The following is a 23,476-nucleotide window of genomic DNA, read 5'->3' on the forward strand; positions in this document are numbered from 1 at the left end:
CCGATTTCCGCCTCCCTCTTGCCCTCCCCGCCCCGAGATGCCAGGCACCCCTCACCTGTCGGACAGGCCCGTCGCAGTACCCGCCGTCACCGTGCGGCACGGTCGAGCGGCGATCGGCGGTCCGCGTGTCACGGATCGTCGTCCGCGCTGCGCACCCCGCTCTCTGCGACGCACCCCCGTCGTCGAGCCGCCGCTGCCGATCGACGGCGCAGGCGGAGGAGGGCTAAACGGTGCCGAAGAGCCGCTGCAAGCGGCGCACGCCCTCGAGGAGCGCGTCGTCGCCGAGGGCGTAGGACAGGCGGAGGTAGCCGCTCGGTCCGAAGGCCTCGCCGGGGACGGTGGCGACCTCGGCCTGCTCGAGGATGAGGTCGGCGAGCTCGAGGGAGGTCGTCGGGGTGGTGCCGTTCCACTCGCGGTTCAGCAGCCCGTTCACGTCGGGGTAGACGTAGAACGCGCCGCCGGGGGTGGGGCACTCGATCCCGTCGATCGCGTTCAGCTCGGCGACGATGGTGCGGCGGCGGCGGTCGAAGGCCAGGCGCATCTCCTCGGCCGGCTCCTGCGGACCGGTGAGGGCGGCGATCGCGGCGCGCTGCGAGATGTTCGAGACGTTGCTCGAGAGGTGCGACTGGAGGTTCGAGGCGCCCTTGATCGCGTCGGCCGGGCCGACCATCCATCCGACGCGCCAGCCGGTCATCGCGTAGGTCTTCGCGACGCCGTTGACGAGGATCGTCCGGTCGCGCAGGGCCGGCACCGCCTCGACGATCGAGGTCGCGTGCTCGAGCGGGCTCGCGTCGTCCTGGTCGCCGGTGGAGTAGACGAGGTTCTGGTAGATCTCGTCGGCGATGATCCAGAGGCCGTGCTCCTCGGCCCACTCGCCGATCTCGCGGGTCTGCTCGGCCGAGTAGACGGCGCCGGTGGGATTGGAGGGGGAGACGAACAGGAGCACCTTGGTGCGCTCGGTGCGCGCGGCCTCCAGCTGCTCGACGGTGACCAGGTAGCCCTGGTCGGCGCCCGCGAACACGTCCACCTGAACGCCGCCGGCGAGCTTGATCGCCTCGGGGTAGGTGGTCCAGTACGGGGTCGGCACCAGCACCTCGTCGCCGTCGTCGAGGAGGGTCTGGAAGGCCTGGTAGACGGCCTGCTTGCCGCCGTTGGTGACCACGACCTGCGAGGGGTCGACGGCCCATCCGGAGTCGCGCGCCGTCTTCTCAGCTATGGCAGCGCGGAGGTCGGGGAGGCCCGCCGCGGGGGTGTAGCGGTAGTTCCCCGGGTCGAGCACGGCGGCCGAGGCGGCCTCGACGATGTGCTCGGGAGTGAGGAAGTCGGGCTCGCCGGCGGCGTAGGACACGACCGGTCGGCCCTGGGCCTGGAGGGCCTTCGCCTTGGCGTCGACCTTCAGAGTGGCGGACTCGGCGATGGCGGCGATGCGGGCGGAGATGCGCGTGGTGGAGGACACGACGGCCAGCGTATCCTGCGCGCGCACGGGGCTCCGAGGCCCCCCGCCGCTCGGCTGGACACGCCCTGCGGGTCCACGTACACTCGTCCGAGGTAGTCGATCTCTGCCCTCATCCACAGCGCCCGCGAGGGTCGCGGCGGTGGGGCGGCGGGTCGGTCTCCTCCTCGGATGCTCGCAACGGCATCCATAGGGCGGTGGCTCAATTGGTAGAGCAGCGGTCTCCAAAACCGCAGGTTGCAGGTTCGAGCCCTGTCCGCCCTGCACATCGATGCCCGTCGCACGCGGTCCCCGCGACGCTGCGGTCATCGGTCCAGGGCCGCCCATGACGGGCGGTCGGCCACACCGGAGGTTCCGGTGCGGGAAAGGTGCGTGCAGGTGGCCGGGAAAGCAGTCGACGAGCCGAGCGAGGACGTCGTCGCGATCGCCAATCAGCAGCGAGCCGCGCGGCGCAACCCGTTCGCGCGCATCGCCCTCTTCATCCGGCAGGTCATCGCCGAGCTGAAGAAGGTCGTGACGCCCACCCGCAAGGAGCTGGGCAACTACGTCGTGGTCGTGCTGATCTTCGTCGTCATCATGATGGCGCTGGTGTCCTTCCTCGACTGGGTCTTCGCCCTGGCCGTGACGTACGTGTTCGGCACACCCGCCGCCTGACCCGAGAGCATCCGGGCCGCGCGAGCGGAGGGTGCCGGCGACAGCGGGACGCGCCCCGAGGGGCGCGACCGATCGATCGAGAGAGAGTTGTGACGAGTGTCTGACAGAAACCGCGACGACGTCGACTGGGCGACGGCTGCCGAGCAGTCGTCGGAGGTCGAGGAGGAGCAGGAGGGCGACGTCCAGTCGCAGGCTGAGGACGCCGTCGAGCCCGCCGAGCAGGGTGCGCTGAGCATCATCGACGAGAACGAGTCCGAGGACGACCTCGCCTCCGACCTCGAGGCAGCGCTGGACGCCATCGGCTCCGTCGACGACCCCGAGGCCGACTCCGCGGTCGACGAGGCCGCCCACATCGACACCGTCGAGGAGGCCGAAGCGGCCCTCGAGGCCGTCGAGGACGAGGCCGAGGTCGCCGCCGAGGACGCCGAGTCCGCCGGTGAGGACCTCGCCGACATCGACCCGTACGAGGCCTTCCGCACCGAGCTGCGCGGCAAGCCGGGCAAGTGGTACGTCATCCACTCCTACGCCGGCTTCGAGAAGCGCGTGAAGTCGAACATCGAGAACCGCAAGGTCTCGCTCGAGGCCGAGGACTACATCTTCGAGGTCCAGGTCCCGATGGAGGACGTGGTCGAGATCAAGAACGGCCAGCGCAAGATGGTCACCCGGGTGCGCATCCCCGGCTACGTGCTGGTGCGCATGGACCTCAACGAGGACTCGTGGTCGGTCGTCCGCCACACCCCGGGCGTCACCGGCTTCGTGGGCAACGCCCACAACCCGACCCCGCTGCGCTTCGAGGAGGCCTTCACGATGCTGAAGAGCCTCGTCGAGATCAAGGATGTCGCCCCCTCGAAGACCTCCGGTGCCAAGGGCCAGAAGCAGGCCCAGCGCGTGCTGCCCGCCGAGGTCGACTTCGAGATCGGCGAGACCATCACCATTAAGGAGGGCTCGTTCGCGGGTCTTCCCGGCTCGATCAGCGAGATCAAGCCCGAGAGCGGCAAGCTCACCGTGCTCGTCTCGCTCTTCGAGCGCGAGACCCCGGTCGAGCTGTCGTTCGACCAGGTCACCAAGCTCTGACGCATCGCCTCCGCGCCGCGTGATCGCCCCCTCCGCACGTCGGAGGGGGCGTTCGCCGTTCCGGGCGGCGCCCCCTCCGGCACCGCCCCACGCGCCCCCGGGCGTCGGCCCCTCCTCCGCCCTGTCGGGGGTGGCCCCGCTCGTGTAAGCTCGTACGGGTTTTCGTGTCGGCGCCCGCCTCTGTGCGCGCCGGACGACCCTCCTCCACCGCGATCCGGCACCGTCGGATGCGCGGGAGAGCGGCCGGGAGCCCCCGACCGCTCGAACCCTGAGAAAAGGAATCAGAATGGCCCCCAAGAAGAAGGTCACCGGCCTGATCAAGCTCCAGATCAAGGCCGGCGCGGCCAACCCCGCGCCCCCGATCGGTCCGGCGCTCGGTCAGCACGGCGTCAACATCATGGAGTTCTGCAAGGCGTACAACGCGCAGACCGAGTCGCAGCGCGGCAACGTCATCCCCGTCGAGATCACCGTCTACGAGGACCGCTCGTTCACCTTCGTGCTGAAGACCCCGCCCGCGGCGGAGCTCATCAAGAAGGCCGCCGGCGTCGCCAAGGGCTCCTCGACCCCGCACACCGTGAAGGTCGCGAAGCTCACCCAGGCGCAGGTCCGCGAGATCGCCGAGGCGAAGCAGGTCGACCTGAACGCCAACGACATCGACGCCGCCGCGAAGATCATCGCCGGCACCGCCCGCTCGATGGGCATCACGGTCGAGTAGCGCGACGCGCTGCTCGACGGCGGGAGCGACGCGCCCACCGGCGCGGACCCACCGCGGAAGCCTCGAGAACCCGACGGCGGCCCCTCAGCGGGCCGCACGCCCGGGCCGGAAGCGCCTCCGCAGGACCTCTCCGCCTCCCGCGAGCAGCAGTCACGGCCGCGATCGCGGCACCACCAGAACTCCATCACCCCCGTGGGAGAGCCCGCCAGGCTCTAGAACCACATTCTCGTTTCAAGGAGAAACAACATGGCACAGAAGTCGAAGGCCTACCGGGCCGCCGCGGCCAAGCTCGAAGAGGGCAAGTTCTACACGGCCGACGAGGCCGTCGCGCTCGCCCGCGAGACCGGTTCCGCCAAGTTCAACAGCACCGTCGAGGTCGCCCTCAAGCTCGGTGTCGACCCCCGCAAGGCCGACCAGATGGTCCGCGGCACGGTCATCCTGCCCCACGGCACGGGCAAGACCGCCCGCGTCATCGTGTTCGCGACCGGTCCGGCCGCCGAGGCCGCGCTGGCCGCCGGTGCCGACGAGGTCGGCGGCGCCGAGCTCATCGAGAAGGTCGCGGGCGGGTACACCTCGTTCGACTCCGCCGTCTCGACCCCGGAGCTCATGGGCCAGGTCGGCCGTCTCGGAAAGGTGCTCGGCCCCCGCGGCCTCATGCCCAACCCGAAGACCGGCACCGTGACCCCGGACGTGGCGAAGGCCGTGACCGAGATCAAGGGCGGCAAGATCGAGTTCCGCGTCGACAAGCACGCCAACGTGCACCTCGTCGTGGGCAAGGCCGCGTTCACCGAGGAGCAGCTCCAGGAGAACTTCAAGACCGCGCTCGACGAGATCCTCCGCCTCAAGCCGTCCTCCTCGAAGGGCCGCTACATCCAGAAGGCCGCCGTCTCGACGACCTTCGGCCCCGGCATCCCGCTGGACGTCAACGTCCTGGCCTGAGCCGAGCACGCACTGACGTGAGGAGGGGGTCCGCTTCGGCGGGCCCCCTCCTTCGTCGTCCCGGCATACTGGACCGGTGATCCGCCGCTCCGCTTCGCCGCGCCTCCCGTGACCGTCCGCCGGGCGTCTGCCGCCGACGCCGAGGCCCTGGCCGAGCTGGCCGCCGCGACCTTCCCGCTGGCCTGCCCGCCGCACACCACCGCGGAGGCGAAGGCCGAGTTCGTGCGCACCGTGCTCTCGGTCGAGCGCTTCCGCGACCACCTCGCCGATCCGCTCCGCTCGCTCCTGGTCGACGACGACTCCGGCGCGCTGACCGGCTACGCGATGCTCGTGCGCGGGGAGCCCGCCGACGCCGACGTCGTCGCGGCGATCCGGCTGCGTCCGACCGTCGAGCTCAGCAAGTTCTACCTCCTGCCCGGCCGGCACGGCTCCGGAGCGGCGGCCGCGCTGATGGCCGCGACCCTCGAGGAGGCGCGGGCACACGGTGCCGCGGGCGTCTGGCTCGGCGTCAACGAGGAGAACGCGCGCGCTCAGCGCTTCTACTCCAAGCACGGCTTCGCGGTCGTCGGCCGCAAGCGCTTCCTCGTCGGCGACCGCTGGGAGGACGACTTCGTCCTCGAGCGCTCTCTCTCCTGACCCTCCCCGCGAGACGCCGCCCGGGTACGCGACACGCTCCGCGTGGCGTACCGGAGCGGCATCTCGCCGAGGTCAGCCCTCGGAGACGGTGAGGACGATCTTGCCGCGGGTGTGGCCCGTCTCGAGCTGCTCGTGCGCCTCGCAGGCGCGGGCGAGGGGGAAGATGCCGTCGATGAAGACGCGGACGTCGCCCGACTCGAGAAGGCGCGAGACCACGCCGAGGGTCGCCCCGTCGGGAGCGACGCGGTAGGTGGAGGCGCGCACGCCCGCAGCGGCCGCCTCCTCGAAGAACCCGGGCCAGCTCCCGGTGGGCGCGTTCACGATCAGGCCCCCGGGGCGGAGGACCCTCAGCGAGCGCGAGCCCGTGTCGTCGTGGACGTTGCCGACCAGATCGATGACCACGTCGACGCCGGACAGCAGCTCGTCGAAGCGCTCGGCGGTGTGGTCGATCACCTGCGCGGCGCCGAGCTCGTGCAGCCACTGCAGGTTGCGGGTCGAGCCGGTCGCGATCACCGAGGCGCCGAAGTAGGCGGCGAACTGCACCGCGAAGTGGCCGACTCCGCCCGACCCGGCGTGGATGAGGATCCGCTGGCCCTCGTGCGCCTTGGCGAGCTCGACGACCATGCCCCAGGCGGTGAGCGCCGCGAGCGGGACGCCGGCCGCTTCGACGTGCGAGAGCGTCGACGGCTTCCGCGCGATGGAGACGCTCGGCACGCTGACGTACTCCGCGTAGGAGCCCGAGTAGCGCGGCACCATGACGAAGCCGTAGACCTCGTCGCCCGGCCGCAGCGGATGCGCCGGGTAGGGGCTCGAGACGACGACGCCCGAGAAGTCGTGGCCGAGGACCGCAGGGTAGGAGGCGATCTGCGAGGCGACCCCCTGGCCCGCGCGCGTCTTCGCGTCGAGCGGGTTCACGCCGGCCGCGACCACCTTCACGGTGAACTCGGCGTTGATGGCGGAGGGTGTCGGCACGGTCGCCAGGTGCAGGGCGGAGGCGTCGCCCGGCGCGTCGATCACCGCCGCCGTCATCGTGTCGGGGAGGACGACCTCCTCCGGGATCTCGCCGATCGCGAGGCCGTGCCCGAGCGCGCTGGTGTGCATCGTCGCCTTTCCTGTCGCTGAGGCGTGCGGGTGGAGCGTGCCGAGGACGTCGCCCCCGATCCCCGCATCCGACGCCGCGACCAGTCAATCGAGGCAATGAGTCGGCGCTGTTACGGGGGTGTCACCCTCGGGAGAAGATTGGCGCGCGGAGCCGCGGGCGCCCGGTCTGGCACGATGAGGGGATGCGACGCCGACGTACCCTGCTGGTCGGCGGTGCCCTCCTTGTCCTGGCCGGGCTCGTGGTCCTCCTGGCCGCCCGGATCAGCATCGGCACCAGCCGCTGGGTCTACGTCAGCGAGATGGGCGCGCCGGACCTGCCGACGGCGGGCGCCTTCGAGGCCGCCCTTCTGCTCGTGGCGGCCGGCGGCGCGCTGATCGCCGCGGGCGCCTGGCCCGTGCGCGCCCGCCTGCTGCCCGCCCTCCGCCCGGCGGGCGCGATCCTCCTGGCGGCCGCCTGCTTCGCGCTCGCCTCGCAGGTGACCTGCACGGCGGGCTGCCCGCTGCCGGTCGGGCCGGCCTTCCGCTGGCAGGACCTCATCCACACCTCGGCCGCCGTGCTCGGCTTCGGGGCCGCCTGCGCCGCGATGCTCCAGCTGGCGACCGTGCGGGGGCGCCCTGCGGTCGCGCGGCTCTCGCTCGCCGCCGGGATCTCGGTGGCGGTCGTCGCCGGGACGGGTGGGATCCTGTCGCTCCTGCGCGTGTGGCTGCGGCTCGGCGGGACGCTCGAGTTCGTGGCGACGGCGATCGCGGTGCTCTGGCTCGCGTTCGTCGGCCTGGTGCTCGCGCTCGAGGACCTCAGCGCCGAGCGAGCCAGCCGCGGACGTGCCCGCGGATCCGGTCCTGCTGAGCGGCGAAGCCCTCGTCCCGCGACGGCACCCGCTCGCAGTCCGCATCCGGAAGAGCCCTAGCCCACGCCTCCGCGACCTCGACCGGGTGCACGGGGTCGCGCTCGGCCGCGATCACCAGGGTGCGCGCGATGACCTCGCCCAGCTCTCCGGAATCGCGGTAGGCGGCGTTCCGCGGGATCTGGGCGAGACGGACGGCGCGCTCGGCCGCGCGCGGGGAGCGGAACTGCAGTGTCAGCGCCTCCGCCGACGCGGGGGACACCTCAGCGGCGCGCGCGAACAGGCCCGAGGCGCGGAACATCCGCTCGCCGCGCTTCGCTCCGTGGTCGTGCAGCAGCTGCGCGATGACGGGGAACACGGTGAGGTTCTCGGGCAGCGGCTCGGCGGTGAAGGCGGGGCGCACGAAGACGGCACGGTCGATCGGCAGCACGCGTCGGACGGCGAGGCGCAGGGCGATCGCCGCGCCCATCGAGATGCCGAGCACCGTGAGCGGCTTGTGCGCGGCTCCGGCCCGCACGACCTCCTCCGTCACCTCGTCGGCCAGCGCCTCGAGGGCGAAGTCGCCGGGCGCGCCGAGCAGCTCGGAGGCGCCGTGGGCGCGGACGTCCGGAGCGATGACCTCGCTGCCGGCGGGGAGGGCGGAGCGCAGCAGCCCCAGGGGCTGGGAGCGGTCGCCGCCCAGGCCGTGCAGGAGGAGGACCGTCACCGGGCGCGCGTCCGCTCGTGCAGCTCGGCCATCAGCATCCCCGCCAGCCGCACGAGGATGTGGATCTCGTCCTCGTCGCGGTCGACCCAGCGGGAGTTCGGCTCGCCCTCGATCGGCACGAAGTCGCGGTGCTGCTCCCAGACGACGAGCGTGCGCTCGGCGCCGAGGACGTACTGCTGCCAGAAGACCTGCCGCAGGTAGTGGCGCGGGATGCTCCGCCACGGCTTCGTCGTGGTCTTGATCTCGCAGAGCTCGAGCCGGCCGTCCTCGCGGAGGCCGATGCCGTCGGGCGTGGCGAGGTGCCGCCGCTCCTGGCTCGCGTGGAAGAGGGTGCTGCTGGGCTCGATCGCGTGCTCGCTCCGCACCCAGGCGGCGATCTCGGGCTCGCGGGCGCGGCCGTGGTCGGTGAAGGCGTTGCCGCCGAAGCCGGTGCCGTAGAGCTTGTCGAGCGCTGCCTTGCCGATCGCGGCGGGGGAGGAGAGGCGGGCGACGTCGGTCGCCGTGATGCCGCGCGAGCGGGCGCGGAGCCAGGCGACGCGGTCCGAGGAGTCGGCGACGACCCTCCGGAGGTGCGGGGGCTCGGCGTCCGTGAAGACGGGCTGCGTCTCCCAGGGGAAGGAGAGCTGCAGGTCGGGCACCGATTCATTCTCTGCCCCCTGCGGCGCCCGGTCGAATCGGCACGCCGACCCGCGCCCTCTCACCGGGGCGCGACGGCCCGCGCCGGCGGCTCAGGCGTCGAGGAAGGCGTCGACGTGCGCGGGGGAGAGGAGGTGGCGCCGGACCATCAGGGCGGCACCGCGGACGCCTCCGCCCTGGGCCGCGGCCTGCACGATGTCGAGCGCGCGGGTCGCCAGGGGGAGGGAGCGGCGGTAGACGACCTCGCGGACCCCGGCGAGGACCTCGTGGCTGGCCTGGGCGATGCTGCCGCCGACGACGATGACGGACGGATTCAGGAGGTTCACGCAGGTGGCGAGCACCTCGCCGATGTCGCGGCCGGCGGCGCGCGTGAGCTCGACGGTGGTGGGGTCCCCGCCGGTCAGCAGGGTGACGACGTCGGAGGTGCTGGCGGCGTCGATCCCGGACTCGGTCAGCCGGCGGGCGATCGCCGAGCCGCTCGCGATCGCCTCGAGGTCGGCCTCGCCGCGGTCGCCGGGGACCTGCACGTGGCCCAGGTCGCCCGCGGCTCCGAGGGCTCCGCGCTGCAGGGCGCCGCCGCTGACGATCCCGGCTCCGATGCCGGTGGAGACCTTCACGTAGAGGAGGTCGTCCACGTCGGCGTAGTGGTCGGCGTGCTCGCCGAGCGCCAGCAGGTTCACGTCGTTGTCGACGAGGACGGGTACGGGGAGGCGGCGGCCGACGAACTCCGGGATGTCGAAGCGGTCCCAGCCGGGCATGATCGGCGGCTTCACCGGGCGGCCCGTCGCGTGCTCGACGGGTCCGGGGACGCCGACGCCGACTCCCGCGAGCGGGCCGGCCGCCGGAGTCCGGCCGAGCAGGGCCGCGGCGACGTCGAGGGCGTGGCCGAGGACGGCGAGGGGGCCGTCGGCGATGGCGATGCTCTCGCGGCGGCGGGCGAGGACCGTGCCGTCGAGGTCGGTCAGGGCGACGACGGCGTGCGCGGCGCCCAGGTCGACGGCGAGGAGGCTGCGCGCCCGGGGGTCGAAGGCCACGCGGGCGGCGGGACGGCCGCCGGAGGAGGGGGCGTCGTCCTGTCGGGCGACCAGGCCGGAGGCGGTGAGGACGTCGAGCTGGGCGGAGACGGCCGCGCGCGGCAGGCCCGTCTCGGCGACCACGTCGGCCCGAGTCCGGGGAGCCCCGTCGGCCAGCAGGAGCAGCAGCTCGCCGACCGCGCTGACGGTGATGCGGCGGCGCGGGGACATGGCCAGAGTCAACCACAGCGCCCGTGCTTCTGTGCGGCGGGCGCCCGACTTGGCGGGCGCGCAGGGCTAGTTTTGCTTGTCCGTGAGCAAAAGTCCGCGTAGGGTTCGAGGCACACCTTCCGATGCGATCAGGAGCCCCACCGGTGGCCACACCCCCAGACCTCTCTGTCCAGCTGTACTCGGTGCGCGAGCCGCTCGCGGCCGATCTGCCCGCCACCCTCGACCGCCTCGCGGCGATCGGCTTCACCACGGTCGAGCTCTTCGGGTTCGTCGACCTGGCCGACGCCTACCGCGCGGCGCTCCCGGCCAGCGGACTGCGCGCTCCCAGCGCCCACGCCCGCCTCCTCGGCCCGCAGGGCGACGCCACCGTCGACGAGATCCTCGACACCGCCGCCTCGCTCGGAGTCGAGACCGTGATCGACCCCTTCGTCGACCCGACCCGCTGGACCACCGCGGACGACGTCGCCCGCATCGCCGACGAGCTGAACGCGCTGGTCGACTCCGCCGCCGCCCGCGGCCTGGTGCTCGGCTACCACAACCACGCCTTCGAGTTCGAGAACCGCGTCGACGGCCGCAGCGCCTTCGAGCACCTCGCGAGCCTGCTCGACCCGCGCATGGTCCTCGAGCTCGACACCTACTGGGCGGCCGTCGGCGGCGACGACCCGGTCGAGGTGCTCGGACGCCTCGGCGACCAGGTGCGCTTCCTGCACGTGAAGGACGGCCCGATCTCGGCCGACACCCAGGAGCAGCTGCCCGCGGGCGAGGGCGCGATGGACGTCCCGGCGATCCTCGCCGCCGCTCCGCAGGCCCTGCCCGTGCTGGAGTTTGACGCCTACGCCGGCGACATCTTCGAGGGCCTGGAGTCGGCCCACCGCTACGTCTCGGGGCTCGGCGCATGAGCGGCACCGGCCGCGTGGGCGTCGGCGTCATCGGCGCCGGCAACATCAGCACCCAGTACCTGACCAACCTCACCGTCTTCCCCGACCTCGAGGTGCTCTTCGTCGCCGACATCGACCTCGAGCGGGCGAGGACCCAGGCCGAGGCCTTCGGCGTCCCCGCCTCCGGCACCGTCGAGGAGCTCCTCGCGCACGAGGGCGTCGAGATCGTCGTCAACCTCACGATCCCGGCCGCGCACGTCGAGGTCGCGCGCAGCGCGGTCGAGGCGGGCAAGCACGTGTGGACCGAGAAGCCCTTCTCGCTCGACCGCGACAGCGGGATCGAGCTGCTCGCGCTGGCCAAGGAGAAGGGGCTGCGCGTCGCGACCGCTCCCGACACCTTCCTGGGCGCGGGCCTCCAGACGGCGCAGCGCGTGATCGAGAGCGGAGCCATCGGCACGCCGCTCTCGGCCCTCACCCTCTTCCAGGGCCCCGGCCCCGAGTCGTGGCACCCGAACCCGGAGTTCTTCTTCGCCGAGGGCGGCGGACCGCTGCTGGACATGGGCCCTTACTACATCACCACGCTCGTGCAGAACCTCGGCCCCGTCGAGAGCGTCACCGCCATCTCGTCCCAGGCCCGCGCCACCCGCGTGGTGGGCTCCGGCCCGAAGGAGGGCACCGAGTTCCCGGTGACCATCCCGACGCACATCGGCGGGCTGCTCCGCTTCGAGTCCGGGGCCTCGGCCCAGGGCGTGTGGAGCTTCGAGTCGAGCCTGCCGCGCACCGGCTTCGTCGAGATCAACGGCTCCGAGGGCACCCTCGTCCTCCCCGACCCGAACCAGCACGACGGAGAGATCACCCTGCACCGCCGCGGGTCCGCCGAGCCTGAGGTCATCGCGGCGACCGGCTCGACCGCCTCCCGCGGCACCGGCGTGCTCGAGCTCGCCCGCGCGATCCGGGCCGACCGCCCCGAGGCCGCCTCCGGAGACCTCGCGTATCACGTCACCGACGTGATGCTCTCGCTCCTCGAGGCCGCCGAGACCGGCGAGAAGGTCCTCGTCACCAGCTCCGTGACGCCCCGCCCCGCACTGCCCGAGAGCTGGGACCCGACCGAAGCGACCCTCTCCTGATGCCCGCGCCCCTGCGCGTCGGCGTGCTCGGCGGCGGCTTCATGGCGGCCGTGCACAGCCGCGCGGCCCGCAGCGCCGGAGCGGTGCTCGCCGGAGTCGCCTCCTCCACCCCGGAGAAGGGCGAGCGGGCGGCGGCCGAGCTCGGCGTCGAGCGCGCCTACCCGGACGCCCGGGCCCTGATCGAGGACGAGAGCATCGACCTCGTGCACGTCTGCACCCCGAACGCCACGCACGCCGCACTCGCGCTCGCGGCGATCGAGGCGGGCAAGCACGTGGTCTGCGAGAAGCCGCTCGCCGCGACGCTTCGGGAGGCGGAGTCGCTCGCTGCGGCCGCGTCCTCCGCCGGCGTGGTGGCGACCGTCCCGTTCGCCTACCGCTTCCACCCGATGGTGCGCGAGGCCCGTGCCCGCGTCGCCTCCGGCGAGACCGGCCGTCTGGTCACGGTCCGCGGGAGCTACCTCCAGGACTGGCTGCTGGGCGCCTCCGACGACAACTGGCGCGTCGACCCGGCCGCCGGCGGCCGCTCGCGCGCCTTCGGCGACATCGGCTCGCATCTGGTCGACCTGCTGGAGTTCGTCACCGGCGACCGGATCGACTCGCTCGCCGCGATCACGAGCACCGTCCACGCCGAGCGCGGCGGCCGCCCCGTGAGCACCGAGGACGTGGCCGGCCTGATCGTCCGGCTCGAGGGCGGCGCCGTCGGCACGCTCCTCGTCTCGCAGGTCACCGCGGGCCACCGCAACGAGCTGGTGCTCGAGGTCTCCGGGCTGGAGGAGTCGCTGCGCTTCGAGCAGGAGCTCCCCGAGACGCTGTGGGTCGGCCGGCGCGACAGCGCCCTGCTGGTGCCGCGCGACGCCTCGATCCTCGCGCCCGATGCGGCCCGGCTCTCGATCGTGCCGAGCGGTCATCCGATGGGCTACCAGGACGCCTTCACGGCGTTCGCCCGCGACACCTACGCCGCCGTGGCGGGCGCCGACGTGGAGGGTCTGCCGACCTTCGCCGACGGCCTCCGCGCGGCGCGCATCACCGAGGCCGTGCTCGACGCGGCCGAGACAGGCGTCTGGGTGACCGTGCCCGCCGCCGACGACCGGACGGAGATCGCCGCATGAGCGACGAGAAGACCTACCCCGCCACCCACCCCGTGACGCTGTTCACCGGGCAGTGGGCCGATCTGCCCTTCGAGGAGGTCGCCCGACTCGCCGCCGAGTGGGGCTACGACGGCCTCGAGATCGCGGCCTCGGGCGACCACCTCGACCTCAAGCGCGCGGACGAGGACGACGCCTACGCCGCTTCGCGCCTGGAGATCCTCGACCGCTACGGCCTCGAGGTCTTCGCCATCTCGAACCACCTCACCGGCCAGGCCGTCTGCGACGACCCGATCGACTTCCGCCACAAGGCACTCGTGCGCGACTACACCTGGGGCGACGGCGACGCGGAGGGGGTGCGGCAGCGCGCCGCCGAGGACATGAAGCGCTCGGCGCGGGTCGCCCGCAAGCTCGGCGTGGACGTGGTCGTCGGCTTCACCGGCTCGAAGATCTGGCCCTACGTGGCGCAGTTCCCGCCGGTCCCGGCCTCCGTCATCGACGAGGGGTACGAGGACTTCGCGACCCGCTGGAACCCGATCCTCGACGAGTTCGACGCGAACGGCGTGGTTTACGCGCACGAGGTGCACCCGTCCGAGATCGCCTACGACTACTGGTCGAGCGTGCGCACCCTCGAGGCGATCGGGCACCGCCCGGCCTTCGGCTTCAACTGGGATCCGTCGCACATGATGTGGCAGGACATCGACCCGGTCGGCTTCATCGTCGACTTCAAGGACCGGATCTACCACGTCGACTGCAAGGACACCCGCCTGCGTCCGAAGAACGGCCGCGCCGGCGTGCTCGGCTCGCACCTGCCCTGGGGCGACCCGCGCCGCGGCTGGGACTTCGTCTCGACGGGGCACGGCGACGTCCCGTGGGAGGACGCGTTCCGGGCGCTGGAGTCGATCGGCTACTCCGGCCCGATCTCCATCGAGTGGGAGGACGCCGGGATGGACCGCCTCCACGGCGCGAAGGAGGCCGTCGGCTTCATCCGCTCGCTGCTCTGGAGGACCCCGACCGCGTCGTTCGACGCCGCGTTCTCGAACCAGTAGCCGCGCGGCTCCCCTCGGCGGGATCCCGCTCCGGTCCGCAGGCCACGTCGCCCGCGCCGGATCGGGGTCCTGCAGGCGGGGGTGGGGTCAGTCGGCGGCCTTGGCGGCGCGCTCGGACTTGATGCGGGCCTGCTCGCGGCGGACCTCCGCGTAGCGGTTCTGCTCGACGCGCAGCCACTCGGGGACCTCGTCGAGCAGGGCCTGGATCTCGGGAGTGGTCAGCGCCTCGGTGACGCCGCCGCGGGCGAGCCCCGAGATGGAGACGTTCAGCCGGGAGGCGATGACGGAGCGGGGGTGCGGCCCCTCCTCGCGCAGCTGCACGAGCCAGGCGGGCGGGTTCGCGGCGAGCTCGTCGTACTGCTCGCGCGTGATCGCCGACTCCTGGAACTCCTCCGGGGTCGCGGGCAGGTAGACCTGCAGCTTCTTCGCCGCGGTCGCAGCCTTCATCGTCTGTGTCGCCTTGGCCATGCGGCAACCCTACCGGCGCGGCGCGGACCACCTACCCTGAGGGGATGAGCGAGCAGCCCGAGACCGTCGACCAGCAGGCCGCTCCCGAGGCGGAGGGGCGTCCGGAGGGCGGGGCGGACGCGGCGGCTGTCGACGCGTCGGCCGGATCGGGCGCGGTCGGCGCCGGAGCCGGAACCGAGTCGGACGACACCGACGGCGACTCCGAGGACGGCGACTCCGACGACCTCGACTCCGAGGACAGCGACGCCGGGGACAGCGATGTCGACGCCGCCGACTCCGACGACGCCGACTCCGACGCCGAGGACGCCGTCCCCGCCGGCCCCGTGCTCGCCGTCGCCCTCGTGCCCGGCGTCACCCCCACCAAGTGGACCCGCGTCTGGGGCCAGCGCCGCTCCGATCTCCCGCTGCGCATCACCGTCGTCGCCGAGCGCGATCAGGAGCAGGCGCTGCTCGACGGCCGCGCGCAGCTGTCGTTCGTCCGCGGCGACGTCTCCTCCTCCGCCCTCAGCTCCATCCACCTCTACGACGAGCAGCCCGTCGCCGTCGTCGGCCGCGAGCACGCCCTGGCCGCCGCGGAGGAGCTCGACGTCGCCGAGCTGGCCGGCGAGCACCTCCTCCAGGATCCGGAGGACGTGCCGGAGTGGGCCGCGGTCGCCGAGGAGCTCGCGGACGGCTCGCGGCGCCCGCTGCCGCGCATGGCCGGCCTCGACGACGCGGTCGAGCAGGTCGCGGCCGGCGTGGGCGTGCTGATCGTGCCGCAGTCGGTGGCGCGCGTGCACAGCCGCAAGGACGTCACCGCGGTGCCGGTGACCGGCGTCGCTCCCTCCTCCGTCCGCCTCGCCTGGGTGACGGACGACAAGGGCGACGACGTCGAGGACTTCATCGGAGTCGTCCGCGGCCGCAGCGCGAACACCACGCGCGGAACCGCCGCGACGCCGAAGGTCGAGTCGCGGGCGAAGGCCGCCAAGGCGAAGGCGCGGGAGGCGCGCGAGAAGGCGGAGAGGGCCGGCGGCGGCAAGAAGAAGCCGGCCCGCGCCAAGGCGTCCGCGCCGGCGGTGCGGCGCACCCGCAAGCCCCGCGGCCGCTGACCGTGGCCGACGACGCCGGCTGGTCGCTCCGCCCCGCGACCGCGGAGGACGCGGCAGCGATCGCCGAGCTGCGCGCGGTCGTCATGCGCCCGTCGCTCGAGACGCTCGACCGCTACGACGAGCACCGCGTGCGGCACCGCTTCCTCGACGGCTACCGGCCCGAGCTCACCCGGGTGATCGAGCTCGACGGCGCCTTCGCCGGGAGCATCGCCGCGCGGGTCGAGCCGGACGCGGTCTGGATCGAGCACTTCTACCTGGCGCCGCACGCACAGGGACGCGGAGTCGGCGGCGCCGTCCTGCGCCGGGTGATGGCGGAGGAGGCGCGGCCGGGTCTGCCCTTCCGGCTCGACGTGCTGAAGCGCAGCGACGCCCGCCGCCTCTACGAGCGGCACGGCTTCCGGTTCGAGCGCGCTCTGGAGTGGGACGACATCCTCGTCGCGCCGCCTGTCTCCTGACCCCTGATCGGGGAGGACGACGGGGCGCGGGCCGCCGCTAGCATGAGCGCGATCCCCTCCGCCGGGTCGGCCGCAGGGCGACCTCCTCCTGGAAGCAGGCATTCCGCCGTGTCCCCGCTCGTTCTGAGGTCCGCCGCCTCCGCGGTCCTCGTCGCCGCCCTGGCGATCACCTCCAGCCCGCTCGCCTCCGCCGCATCGGCGGCCGCGCCGTCGGCCGCCCCCGTCGCCGCATTCGGCGCCGCCTCCGACGCGCCCCGCTCGATCGTGCTCCCCGAGGGGCAGCCTCTCTGGCAGCCCAGCGCCGAGTCCCCCCTGCCCGCCGTGCCGGACGAGGCGCCGAGCGCCGCCCGTGCGAGCGCTGCGGCGTCGATCAGCGGCCGTGTCGTGGTCGAGGAGGCCGACGGCTCGATCGCGACCACCACTCCCCGCGGCGCCCTCCTGAACGTCGAGGTCTGGTCGAGCGAGGCGGGGCTCCTCGGGAACCACTCCGTCGCCGGCGACCTCACCTTCAGCATCGACGGGCTCACCGCCGGGCAGACCTACTACCTGCTGATCAAGGACAACGCCGACCTGTACGCCGACCTCTGGTCCGGCGGCAGCGCCGTCGCCCGCAGCGCCGAGCCGCTCCAGGCCCCTGCGGCCGGCGTGCAGCTGCGCACCGCACGGCTGGGCTCGCTCGAGGGACGCCTGAGCGGCGTCGCGGGCGACCAGCGCGTCGACATCTGGTACCGCGACCCGGGAACCGACGGCTACTTCCGCACCGGCGAGCTCGACCTGATCACGGGCGGCGACAACCCGTACTCGTTCCAGCAGGTCGTCCCCGGCGACTACCTCGTCCGGGCGTCGAGCCGCGACGACGTGATCGACGACAGCTACTGGGACCACGTCCTCCGCTCGGGCGACGCGGGAGACGTGCGCGTCCCGGTGGGCGGATCGGCCGCCGGGATCGACCTCTCGCTGAGCAGCGACTACCAGCAGTACACCGGCCGCCTCGCCGGATCGGACCGCTACGCGACCTCGGTGGAGGCGACGGGCTACTTCTCCCCGGGCATCCCGGTGCTCTACGTGGCGAGCGGGGCGAACTGGCCGGACGCGCTGAGCGCGGGCCCGGCCGCCGCCGCACTCGGAGGCGCGCTCCTGCTCACCGATCCCGACCGCCTGCCGCGGGTCGTCTCCGACGAGATCCGCCGCCTCCGCCCGGAGCGGGTCGTGGTCGTCGGCAGCGAGCTGAGCGTGAGCCCCGGGGTCCTGTCCGCGATCCGCTCGATCGTCGGCGGCACCGAGCGCATCGGCGGGACGGACCGCTACGACACCTCCCGCCGGATCGTCGCGGACGCCTTCGGCACCGGCCCCTACTCGAACATGTTCGTCGCGACCGGCACGAACTTCCCTGACGCCCTGTCGGCCGCGCCGATCGCCGGCTGGCGTGCGCAGCCCGTGCTGCTGGTCGACGGTGCGACCTCGGGCGCCGACTCCGCGACCGCGACCGCGGTGCGCGCCCTGGCGCCGGAGCACGTGGAGTTCCTCGGCGGCGACCCCTCGATCCGGGACGCGTACGTGGCGGACTTCGCGCGTCGCGGCCTCGCCCCCTCGGTCTCGAGGATCGCCGGCCGCGACCGCTACGAGACCAGCGTCGAGCTGAACAGCGCCTACCCCCAGTCGCTGCTGCAGGACAGCGTCTTCCTCGCCGCGGGGTCCTCCTTCGCCGACGCCCTCTCGGGAGCGACGACGGCGGCGGCCCTGGGCTCGTCCGTGCTGCTGACCGAGCGCGACTGCGTGCACGACTCGACGCTGCGCTTCCTGGCCTCCAGCTCGAAGAACTACGCGTTCCTGCTCGGCGGGGAGCCGACGCTCACCGAGGACGTGGCGAACCTCCGCAACTGCGAGTACGACTTCTGACGACGCGTGCTCCCGGGGTCCGGGGCTAGGGTGCGAGCATGCCCACGAGCGATGAGACCTGGACCCTGGCCGAGCACGACGTACCGGTGTACCGCAGCGGTGAGGGCGGCCGCGCGCTGATCCTGATCCACGAGGTCTGGGGGGTCGACGGGCACATCCGCTCGGTCGCCGACCGCTACGCGGCCGAGGGCTACAGCGTCGTCGCCCCCGAGCTCCTGGCCGACAGCGGCCTGCTCGAGCAGCTCGACGAGGAGCAGCGCGCCGACTACGACCACCCGGTGCGGCGCCTGCCGCGCCAGGTCGAGCTGCGCACCTTCTTCGCCCCCGTCTTCACTCCGGAGCACGCGACGCGCACCGTCGCGATTCTCCGCGCCCTCGTCGAGCGGCTCCTGCGCCAGGAGGGCGCGACCAGCGTCTCCGTCACCGGGTTCTGCTACGGCGGCACCTTCTCGTGGGCGCTCGCGCTGGCCGAGCCGCGGCTGGCGGCGGCCGTGCCGTTCTACGGGCACGTCACCGCGTCCGCCGAGGAGCTCGGCGCGCTGCAGGTGCCGGTGCTGGCGTTCCTAGGCGATCAGGACGCTCCCCTCGTCGAGCAGGTGCCGCGCATCCGCGAGGCGACCGAGGGCAAGGACGTCGAGGTCGTCGTCTACCCGGGAGCGGGCCACGCCTTCTTCAACGACGCGAACGAGCAGACCTACCAGGCCGAGGCGGCGACCGACGCCTGGCCGCGGGCGCTCGCGTTCCTCGGAGCGCACGCGGGCTGAGCGGGCTGTGCGGGATCAGCGGGTGAGGATCCACGCCGACAGGTAGCTGCGCGAGTCGGCGCTGTCGATCGAGGAGTCCGGCAGGCGCTCCGCCCGCGCGAGAGCCGCGGCCGGGTCGCTCGTCGCCTGGAGCATCAGCACGTAGTCGGCGAGCGGCGCGCCTGGGGCTCCGGCCACGAGCTCGTCGACCCGCGAGGGGTCGGGGAGGAACGCGGTCGACGGCGGCATCGGGATCAGCTCGATCCCCAGCAGCGCCGAGGGTGTCGCGTCGAAGAAGGTGGCGTAGTCGCGCTTGCCGCCCCAGTTGATCGCGACGAACGGCGCTTCGAAGCCGACCGGCGTCTCCGGGCTCAGCCAGAGGTTTTCAGCCGCCTGCGTCTCGAGGGAGAGCAGCCAGCGCGCCTCCTCGAGCAGCGGCGCGTTCCCGGAGGCGGCGGCCCAGAGGGCGAGGCCGTTCCAGGCGTTGACCGCCTCGGACACCGACTCCTGGTCGTTGCCGTCCCGGGCCGGCGCGAGCCCCGAGGCCCAGGAGTGGCCGCGGTACGCGTCGAACACGCGCAGCCGCGGGAACTCGGCGGTGTCGACGGGAGAGGCGAGATCCAGGGCGAGCAGGTCCGCGACGGTCCGGTACCGCTCGAGGAGGGACGGGTCCTCGGCGGCCAGCATCCCGACGGCGGAGAGCAGGTAGCCGTAGTGGAAATGGTGGTCGTTGAACGCGTCGGACCCGAACGACGGCGCGGAGCCGACGACGCCTCCGAGCACGGGGTCGTAGACGACGCACTTCACGGCGCCCGGTGCGCAGCCGCGCGGGTCGAGCCACTGGTCGAGCTCGGCGGCGATCCGGTCGTGCAGGTCGGCCGCCACCTCCTCCAGGCCGAGGTCGACGGCGAGACGGTGCAGAGCAGCGGCGCGGTAGAGCTCCTTGCCGGCTCCGTAGGTGTCGGGCGCGGCGAAGCGGGTGGCCGCGGCGTCGAGCGGCACCTGCGTCCGGAGCGTCGTCGTCTCCTCGGCCGTGAGGGAGCCGAGATCGAGCGCCCCCGACTCGACGATAGTGGGGGCGGCGCGGGAGAACGACGTTCCCGCACGGAGCCCCACCCGGCCGTAGAGCGTGTCGTAGCCGATCGCCCCCTCGGCCCCGAGGCCGAAGAACGTCTCGGCGCCGCCCTCGGTCCGCAGCGCGTAGGTCGTGGTGGTGGTGCTCGCCGTGACGACGTGGGAGACGCTCGCGCCCTCGAGGGGCACTGCACGACGCCGAAGCTCGTCGATCCGCGCCCTGCTCGCTCCCGGAGGCACCGCGAAGAGGAGCAGCGTGCCGTCCAGCGTCATCCGGGGGAACGCATCGAGGGCGGCGGCGGGCGCCACCAGCCCGTACCGCTGTCCGCCCGCGGTGACCAGGAGCAGGCCGCCGGCCGCGCGCTCGGGAGCGGTGGCGCCTCCGATCAGCACCGTCTGGGCGCTCTCGGTCCGGTAGGAGGCGTAGGGCCAGCCCTCGGCTGCGACGAGCTCACCGGCACCCGCGAGGCTCCAGTGCGCGACGAGGTCGTCGAACGCGGAGAGCGCCACCGCGCTCGAGGGGACCGTCACGGTGAGATCGTCCCGGGCGAGGGCGTAGACGGTCCGCGGAGCCGCCTCCACGATCGGGAGGCCCACGGTGAAGCCGTCGGCGCGCGGCGTGACGGTGAGGATCCCTGTGTAGAGCGGGAGATCCTCCCCGAACACCGGTCCGGACACCCACGAGTTCGTCGGCGGCCGCACCCCTTCGGCGAGCCGCGCCGTCCCCGCGTAGGGGCCGGGGACCTGCGGCAGCTCCCGCGCATGCACGGACGCTGCCACGGCCCAGTCGGACGCGGAGCCGTCGGACGTGCATCCGGTGAGGCCTGCGATCGCGAGGGCGAGAGCGAGGGCCGCCTCCGCCCCGCGCCTCACCGCGCGAACCCGCCCGGCGTGAAGAGCCTGCCGAGCTGGGCGACCAGCCAGCCGCCGAAGCCGTCGCCGTCGTCGCGGAGCCGCACCTCCGCCGCGACGGGAGCTCCGACCACGGTGTAGTTCTGCGTCGTGATCTCGTCGGTGCGCGCGCGGATGACGGTCGTCGCCCGCCCCTCGTGGAACCGCTCCACCTCGACGTCGTAGATCTCGGCGTCGACGGTCGTCCCGTCCGGCATCGCCACGGCGACGGTGCCGCCGATCGGGACCCGCGAGTAGTCCCGGGCGCCGAGCACGAACTCGCTCTCGAGGTGGATCGAGTCCGAGATCGCGACGACCGCGATCATCTGGTCCTCCTCGACGAAGGAGCCGATCTCGGCGTCGACCGATGTGACCACGCCGTCCAGCGCCGCCGTGAAGACCATCAGGCCGCCCTCCTCGATCCGGTAGCCGACATCGGCGCTGGTGAACGTCTTCGTCTGCATGTCGGACTCGAGGACGGTGCTCTGCAGGCTGAAGAGCACGTCGCCCTTCTCCACCGCGTCGCCGCGGGAGATCGTGAGGTCCTGGATCGTGCCCGCGTAGGGCGTCCCCAGCGAGTACTCGTCGGTGACGAGCTGAGCGCTCGCCGCCCGCACGGTGAGCGAGGAGTTGTTCGCGTAGACCAGGCCGGCGGCGGCGACGCCGAGCGCGAGGGCGCACGAGGCGAGGAAGCCGAGCCAGCGCAGCGCGGTCATGCCGCACCCACGGCGAGTCCGTGGCGTCCCGCGGCGGCGGGGCCGCTCGGAGCGACCACCTCGGCCCGGGCGGCGCGCTTCAGGAGGACGTGCTCGCGCGCCGCGATCACCGCGAACGCTCCGAGCGTGAGGGTGTTCAGGACGTTCCAGGCGAGCGCCACCGAGTACTCCGCGGTCCACTCCGCCTTGAGGAAGCCGACGACGGAGGTCGCGGCCAGGAACACCAGGAAGACCATCTGCACCTTGATGAAGTTGAAGGGCGAGGCGGCCTGCCCGGTCGCGCCCGTCGAGGTCCAGGCCGGCTTCCGACCCGCGAGAGCGAGGAAGAACGCCTTCGTGTACATCGGGAAGGTGACGGTCGACAGCAGCAGCGTCTCCCACCGGAACGAGCCGATGATGAACAGCGCGAGCCCGATCTGCAGCACGTAGAACCCGCAGTAGAAGAGGATCCACTCGACGAGCGGCACCTCCAGGCTGACCGGCGTGATGTTCAGGTAGATCTGCAGCGGGGGCAGCACGATCAGGCCCAGCGGCACGATCCCGGTGAAGTAGAACGTGACGGTCATGAAGTACTGCACGCGCTGGTCGGTCGTGAGCCGGCGCTTCGGCGAGAACGGGTTGTGCTTGAGCAGGATCTCGAACCCGCCGACGGCCCAGCGGACCTGCTGGCGGACGAAGGCCTCGATCGTCTCGGGCGTGCGCCCGACCGCGAGGGTCATCGGCACGAAGATCGAGCGCCAGCCGCGCTCGTGCACGAAGATCGACGTCCAGATGTCCTCGGACTGCGAGCCCTCGTACATCCCGCCGATGTCGTCGAGGGCCTTGCGGCGGAAGACGGCGTTGGTGCCCACGCAGAAGGCGGAGTTGTACTTGTTCTTGCCCGGCTGGGTGAGGGCGTAGAAGACGATCTGCATGTAGGCGGAGCCGCGCGAGATGAAGTTGTGCGCGTTCCCGTAGACCTGCGGGGCCTGCACGAAGGCGACGTCGTCGTGGGCGAAGAAGGGGAGAGTCTCCTCCAGGAACTCCGGCACGGTCACGAAGTCGGCGTCGATCATCACGGCGAAGTCCGAGTCTGTCAGACGGAGCGCGTGGTTCACGTTGCCGGCCTTGGCACCCGCGCGGTCCTCGCGCACCACGTAGCGGACGCCCAGGCGCTCGGCGATCGCGGCGACCTGCGGGTCGTCCCCGTCGTCGAGGAGCCACGTCACGTGGGTGCCGCGCATGTCGCGGGCCGCACGGGCCGTCTCCTCGATGATCGCGGGGTCCTCCCTGTAGGTCGTGATGAAGACGTCGACGGTGATGCGGCGGCGGCCGAGGTAGAGGTCCTCGCCGATCGGGATGCCGTCGACCGGGCTCCCGTAGAGCGTCGCTCGAGCGGAGTGGAAGGCGGAGTCGCGCGGGTCGTAGGTGCTCGACAGGGCGGTCCACATCGTGAGCGCGGCCTGGCCGATCAGGTACAGCTCGCAGATGATGACGATGGCGAACGGGAGGGGGTCGCCGATGTTGCGCGGGTTGAGCAGGAAGGCGCCGTAGAGCAGAGCGCCGGCGCCGGAGAGGAGCACGATCATGATGAGCGAGGGCGACTGCTGCTTGGCGCGGCTGGTGACGGCACGGGGGCTGGCGACGCGTTGCTGGCGCGTCAGGAGCGGGCGGATCTCGGGTGGAGCGGGAGGACCAGGGCGGGCGGGGGTGCTGGGGTTCACGGGTGAGCTCTTCGGGTAGGTGGAAGCGGGGGCCCGGAGCGTCGTCGGTCGGGGGTGCCGGACGGCGCGCCGGAGGAGCGCCTGTGCGCGCGTTCGGCTCAGGTCGCTGATGCGCCGCGGTCCGTCGGGTACGGCGCGGGCGTCGGGGCCGCGGTCCCGTCGGGTACGGGGTCGCGGTGCGGAGGCCGCCCGTCATCGGGGATGTCGGCGGCGGTCCCCATGTTCGACCTGGGAGAGTGCCGGGACAAGAGCCGGAAGAGGACGTGTCCGCTAGCGGACACCCCGTTCCGACACCGC

General features: G+C 72.8%; 23 protein-coding genes and 1 tRNA gene. 15 read left to right on the forward strand and 9 right to left on the reverse strand.

Annotation, left to right across the window (positions count from 1 at the left end; translation table 11 throughout):
* Nucleotides 1-223: 223 nt before the first annotated feature.
* Nucleotides 224-1,465: a pyridoxal phosphate-dependent aminotransferase gene (locus C5C30_RS11895; RefSeq protein WP_374953262.1), complete on the reverse strand. Its 1,242-nt coding sequence runs from the start codon at nt 1,463-1,465 to the stop codon at nt 224-226.
* Between the two features lie 179 nt (nt 1,466-1,644).
* Between C5C30_RS11895 and C5C30_RS11900 the strand changes: the two genes are divergently transcribed.
* The 6 genes from C5C30_RS11900 (at nt 1,645) to C5C30_RS11925 (ending at nt 5,471) form a co-directional block, all read left to right on the forward strand.
* Nucleotides 1,645-1,717, forward strand: a tRNA-Trp gene (locus tag C5C30_RS11900).
* 114 nt (nt 1,718-1,831) lie between these two features.
* Nucleotides 1,832-2,107 (forward strand): preprotein translocase subunit SecE, encoded by a 276-nt coding sequence (gene secE, locus C5C30_RS11905; RefSeq protein WP_068208793.1) that lies wholly within the window; start codon nt 1,832-1,834, stop codon nt 2,105-2,107.
* A gap of 96 nt (nt 2,108-2,203) precedes the next feature.
* Nucleotides 2,204-3,181 (forward strand): transcription termination/antitermination protein NusG, encoded by a 978-nt coding sequence (gene nusG / locus C5C30_RS11910; RefSeq protein ID WP_104223631.1) that lies wholly within the window; start codon nt 2,204-2,206, stop codon nt 3,179-3,181.
* Between the two features lie 286 nt (nt 3,182-3,467).
* On the forward strand, nt 3,468-3,896 hold the full coding sequence (rplK, locus tag C5C30_RS11915; protein WP_104223632.1) for a 50S ribosomal protein L11: 429 nt from the start codon (nt 3,468-3,470) through the stop codon (nt 3,894-3,896).
* Nucleotides 3,897-4,142: 246 nt separating this feature from the next.
* A complete protein-coding gene (gene rplA, locus C5C30_RS11920; RefSeq protein ID WP_104223633.1) occupies nt 4,143-4,835 on the forward strand; it encodes a 50S ribosomal protein L1 in 693 nt (230 codons plus the stop codon).
* Between the two features lie 108 nt (nt 4,836-4,943).
* Nucleotides 4,944-5,471, forward strand: coding sequence for a GNAT family N-acetyltransferase (locus C5C30_RS11925; RefSeq protein ID WP_104292415.1), 528 nt, complete (start codon nt 4,944-4,946; stop codon nt 5,469-5,471).
* Between the two features lie 72 nt (nt 5,472-5,543).
* On the opposite strand, the gene C5C30_RS11930 is transcribed toward C5C30_RS11925, so the two are convergent.
* The gene (locus C5C30_RS11930; protein WP_374952914.1) at nt 5,544-6,572 is read right to left on the reverse strand and encodes an NADP-dependent oxidoreductase; all 1,029 of its coding nucleotides are present in this window, start codon (nt 6,570-6,572) and stop codon (nt 5,544-5,546) included.
* Nucleotides 6,573-6,754: 182 nt separating this feature from the next.
* Here C5C30_RS11930 and C5C30_RS11935 point away from each other — a divergent pair, with 182 nt between their 5' ends.
* Entirely contained in the window at nt 6,755-7,480 is a 726-nt protein-coding gene (locus C5C30_RS11935; RefSeq protein WP_104223635.1) for a DUF998 domain-containing protein, read from the forward strand.
* Here the strand turns inward: C5C30_RS11935 and C5C30_RS17705 are convergent.
* From C5C30_RS17705 to C5C30_RS11945, 3 genes are all read right to left on the reverse strand, one after another.
* Nucleotides 7,368-8,123 (reverse strand): alpha/beta fold hydrolase, encoded by a 756-nt coding sequence (locus C5C30_RS17705; protein WP_181125664.1) that lies wholly within the window; start codon nt 8,121-8,123, stop codon nt 7,368-7,370. The two genes, C5C30_RS11935 and C5C30_RS17705, sit on opposite strands and share 113 nt — an antisense overlap.
* On the reverse strand, nt 8,120-8,752 hold the full coding sequence (locus C5C30_RS17710) for a YqaJ viral recombinase family protein (RefSeq protein WP_104223661.1): 633 nt from the start codon (nt 8,750-8,752) through the stop codon (nt 8,120-8,122). The genes C5C30_RS17705 and C5C30_RS17710 overlap by 4 nt, the downstream gene beginning before the upstream one ends.
* Nucleotides 8,753-8,851: 99 nt before the next feature.
* Nucleotides 8,852-10,003, reverse strand: a complete 1,152-nt coding sequence (locus tag C5C30_RS11945; protein WP_104223637.1) for an ROK family transcriptional regulator — start codon at nt 10,001-10,003, stop codon at nt 8,852-8,854.
* A gap of 143 nt (nt 10,004-10,146) precedes the next feature.
* On the opposite strand from C5C30_RS11945, the gene C5C30_RS11950 reads away from it, so the two are divergent.
* From C5C30_RS11950 to C5C30_RS11965, 4 genes are read left to right on the forward strand one after another with little or no spacing between them, the layout of a single operon-like run.
* The gene (locus C5C30_RS11950) at nt 10,147-10,902 is read left to right on the forward strand and encodes a sugar phosphate isomerase/epimerase (protein ID WP_244230510.1); all 756 of its coding nucleotides are present in this window, start codon (nt 10,147-10,149) and stop codon (nt 10,900-10,902) included.
* Entirely contained in the window at nt 10,899-12,008 is a 1,110-nt protein-coding gene (locus tag C5C30_RS11955) for a Gfo/Idh/MocA family protein (protein WP_104260443.1), read from the forward strand. The genes C5C30_RS11950 and C5C30_RS11955 overlap by 4 nt, the downstream gene beginning before the upstream one ends.
* Nucleotides 12,008-13,117, forward strand: coding sequence for a Gfo/Idh/MocA family protein (locus tag C5C30_RS11960; RefSeq protein WP_104260442.1), 1,110 nt, complete (start codon nt 12,008-12,010; stop codon nt 13,115-13,117). The genes C5C30_RS11955 and C5C30_RS11960 overlap by 1 nt, the downstream gene beginning before the upstream one ends.
* Nucleotides 13,114-14,142, forward strand: a complete 1,029-nt coding sequence (locus tag C5C30_RS11965; protein ID WP_167299019.1) for a sugar phosphate isomerase/epimerase — start codon at nt 13,114-13,116, stop codon at nt 14,140-14,142. Before C5C30_RS11960 ends, C5C30_RS11965 begins: the two co-directional genes overlap by 4 nt.
* Nucleotides 14,143-14,229: 87 nt before the next feature.
* Here C5C30_RS11965 and C5C30_RS11970 read toward each other — a convergent pair whose 3' ends face one another.
* Complete coding sequence (locus C5C30_RS11970; protein WP_104223641.1) at nt 14,230-14,610, reverse strand: DUF5997 family protein; 381 nt, start codon at nt 14,608-14,610, stop codon at nt 14,230-14,232.
* 44 nt (nt 14,611-14,654) lie between these two features.
* Here C5C30_RS11970 and C5C30_RS11975 point away from each other — a divergent pair, with 44 nt between their 5' ends.
* The 4 genes from C5C30_RS11975 (at nt 14,655) to C5C30_RS11990 (ending at nt 18,816) form a co-directional block, all read left to right on the forward strand.
* Nucleotides 14,655-15,698 carry a LysR substrate-binding domain-containing protein gene (locus C5C30_RS11975; RefSeq protein WP_104333801.1) on the forward strand — a complete coding sequence of 348 codons (1,044 nt, stop codon included), beginning with the start codon at nt 14,655-14,657 and terminating at the stop codon, nt 15,696-15,698.
* A 2-nt stretch (nt 15,699-15,700) separates the two neighbouring features.
* Nucleotides 15,701-16,153 carry a GNAT family N-acetyltransferase gene (locus C5C30_RS11980; RefSeq protein WP_258061255.1) on the forward strand — a complete coding sequence of 151 codons (453 nt, stop codon included), beginning with the start codon at nt 15,701-15,703 and terminating at the stop codon, nt 16,151-16,153.
* A 108-nt stretch (nt 16,154-16,261) separates the two neighbouring features.
* Nucleotides 16,262-18,052 (forward strand): cell wall-binding repeat-containing protein, encoded by a 1,791-nt coding sequence (locus tag C5C30_RS11985; protein ID WP_104333802.1) that lies wholly within the window; start codon nt 16,262-16,264, stop codon nt 18,050-18,052.
* A gap of 38 nt (nt 18,053-18,090) precedes the next feature.
* A complete protein-coding gene (locus C5C30_RS11990; protein WP_104223644.1) occupies nt 18,091-18,816 on the forward strand; it encodes a dienelactone hydrolase family protein in 726 nt (241 codons plus the stop codon).
* 15 nt (nt 18,817-18,831) lie between these two features.
* Here the strand turns inward: C5C30_RS11990 and C5C30_RS11995 are convergent, their stop codons facing one another.
* From C5C30_RS11995 to C5C30_RS12005, 3 genes are read right to left on the reverse strand one after another with little or no spacing between them, the layout of a single operon-like run.
* A complete protein-coding gene (locus tag C5C30_RS11995; protein WP_104333803.1) occupies nt 18,832-20,742 on the reverse strand; it encodes a glycosyl hydrolase in 1,911 nt (636 codons plus the stop codon).
* A complete protein-coding gene (locus tag C5C30_RS17715) occupies nt 20,739-21,476 on the reverse strand; it encodes a biotin/lipoyl-binding protein (protein WP_181131555.1) in 738 nt (245 codons plus the stop codon). Before C5C30_RS17715 ends, C5C30_RS11995 begins: the two co-directional genes overlap by 4 nt.
* Nucleotides 21,473-23,179: a glycosyltransferase family 2 protein gene (locus tag C5C30_RS12005; protein ID WP_104247767.1), complete on the reverse strand. Its 1,707-nt coding sequence runs from the start codon at nt 23,177-23,179 to the stop codon at nt 21,473-21,475. Before C5C30_RS12005 ends, C5C30_RS17715 begins: the two co-directional genes overlap by 4 nt.
* Between the last annotated feature and the right edge of the window lie 297 nt (nt 23,180-23,476).

This window comes from Rathayibacter sp. AY2B5 (assembly GCF_002931645.1).
In the GTDB taxonomy this organism is placed as follows: domain Bacteria; phylum Actinomycetota; class Actinomycetes; order Actinomycetales; family Microbacteriaceae; genus Rathayibacter.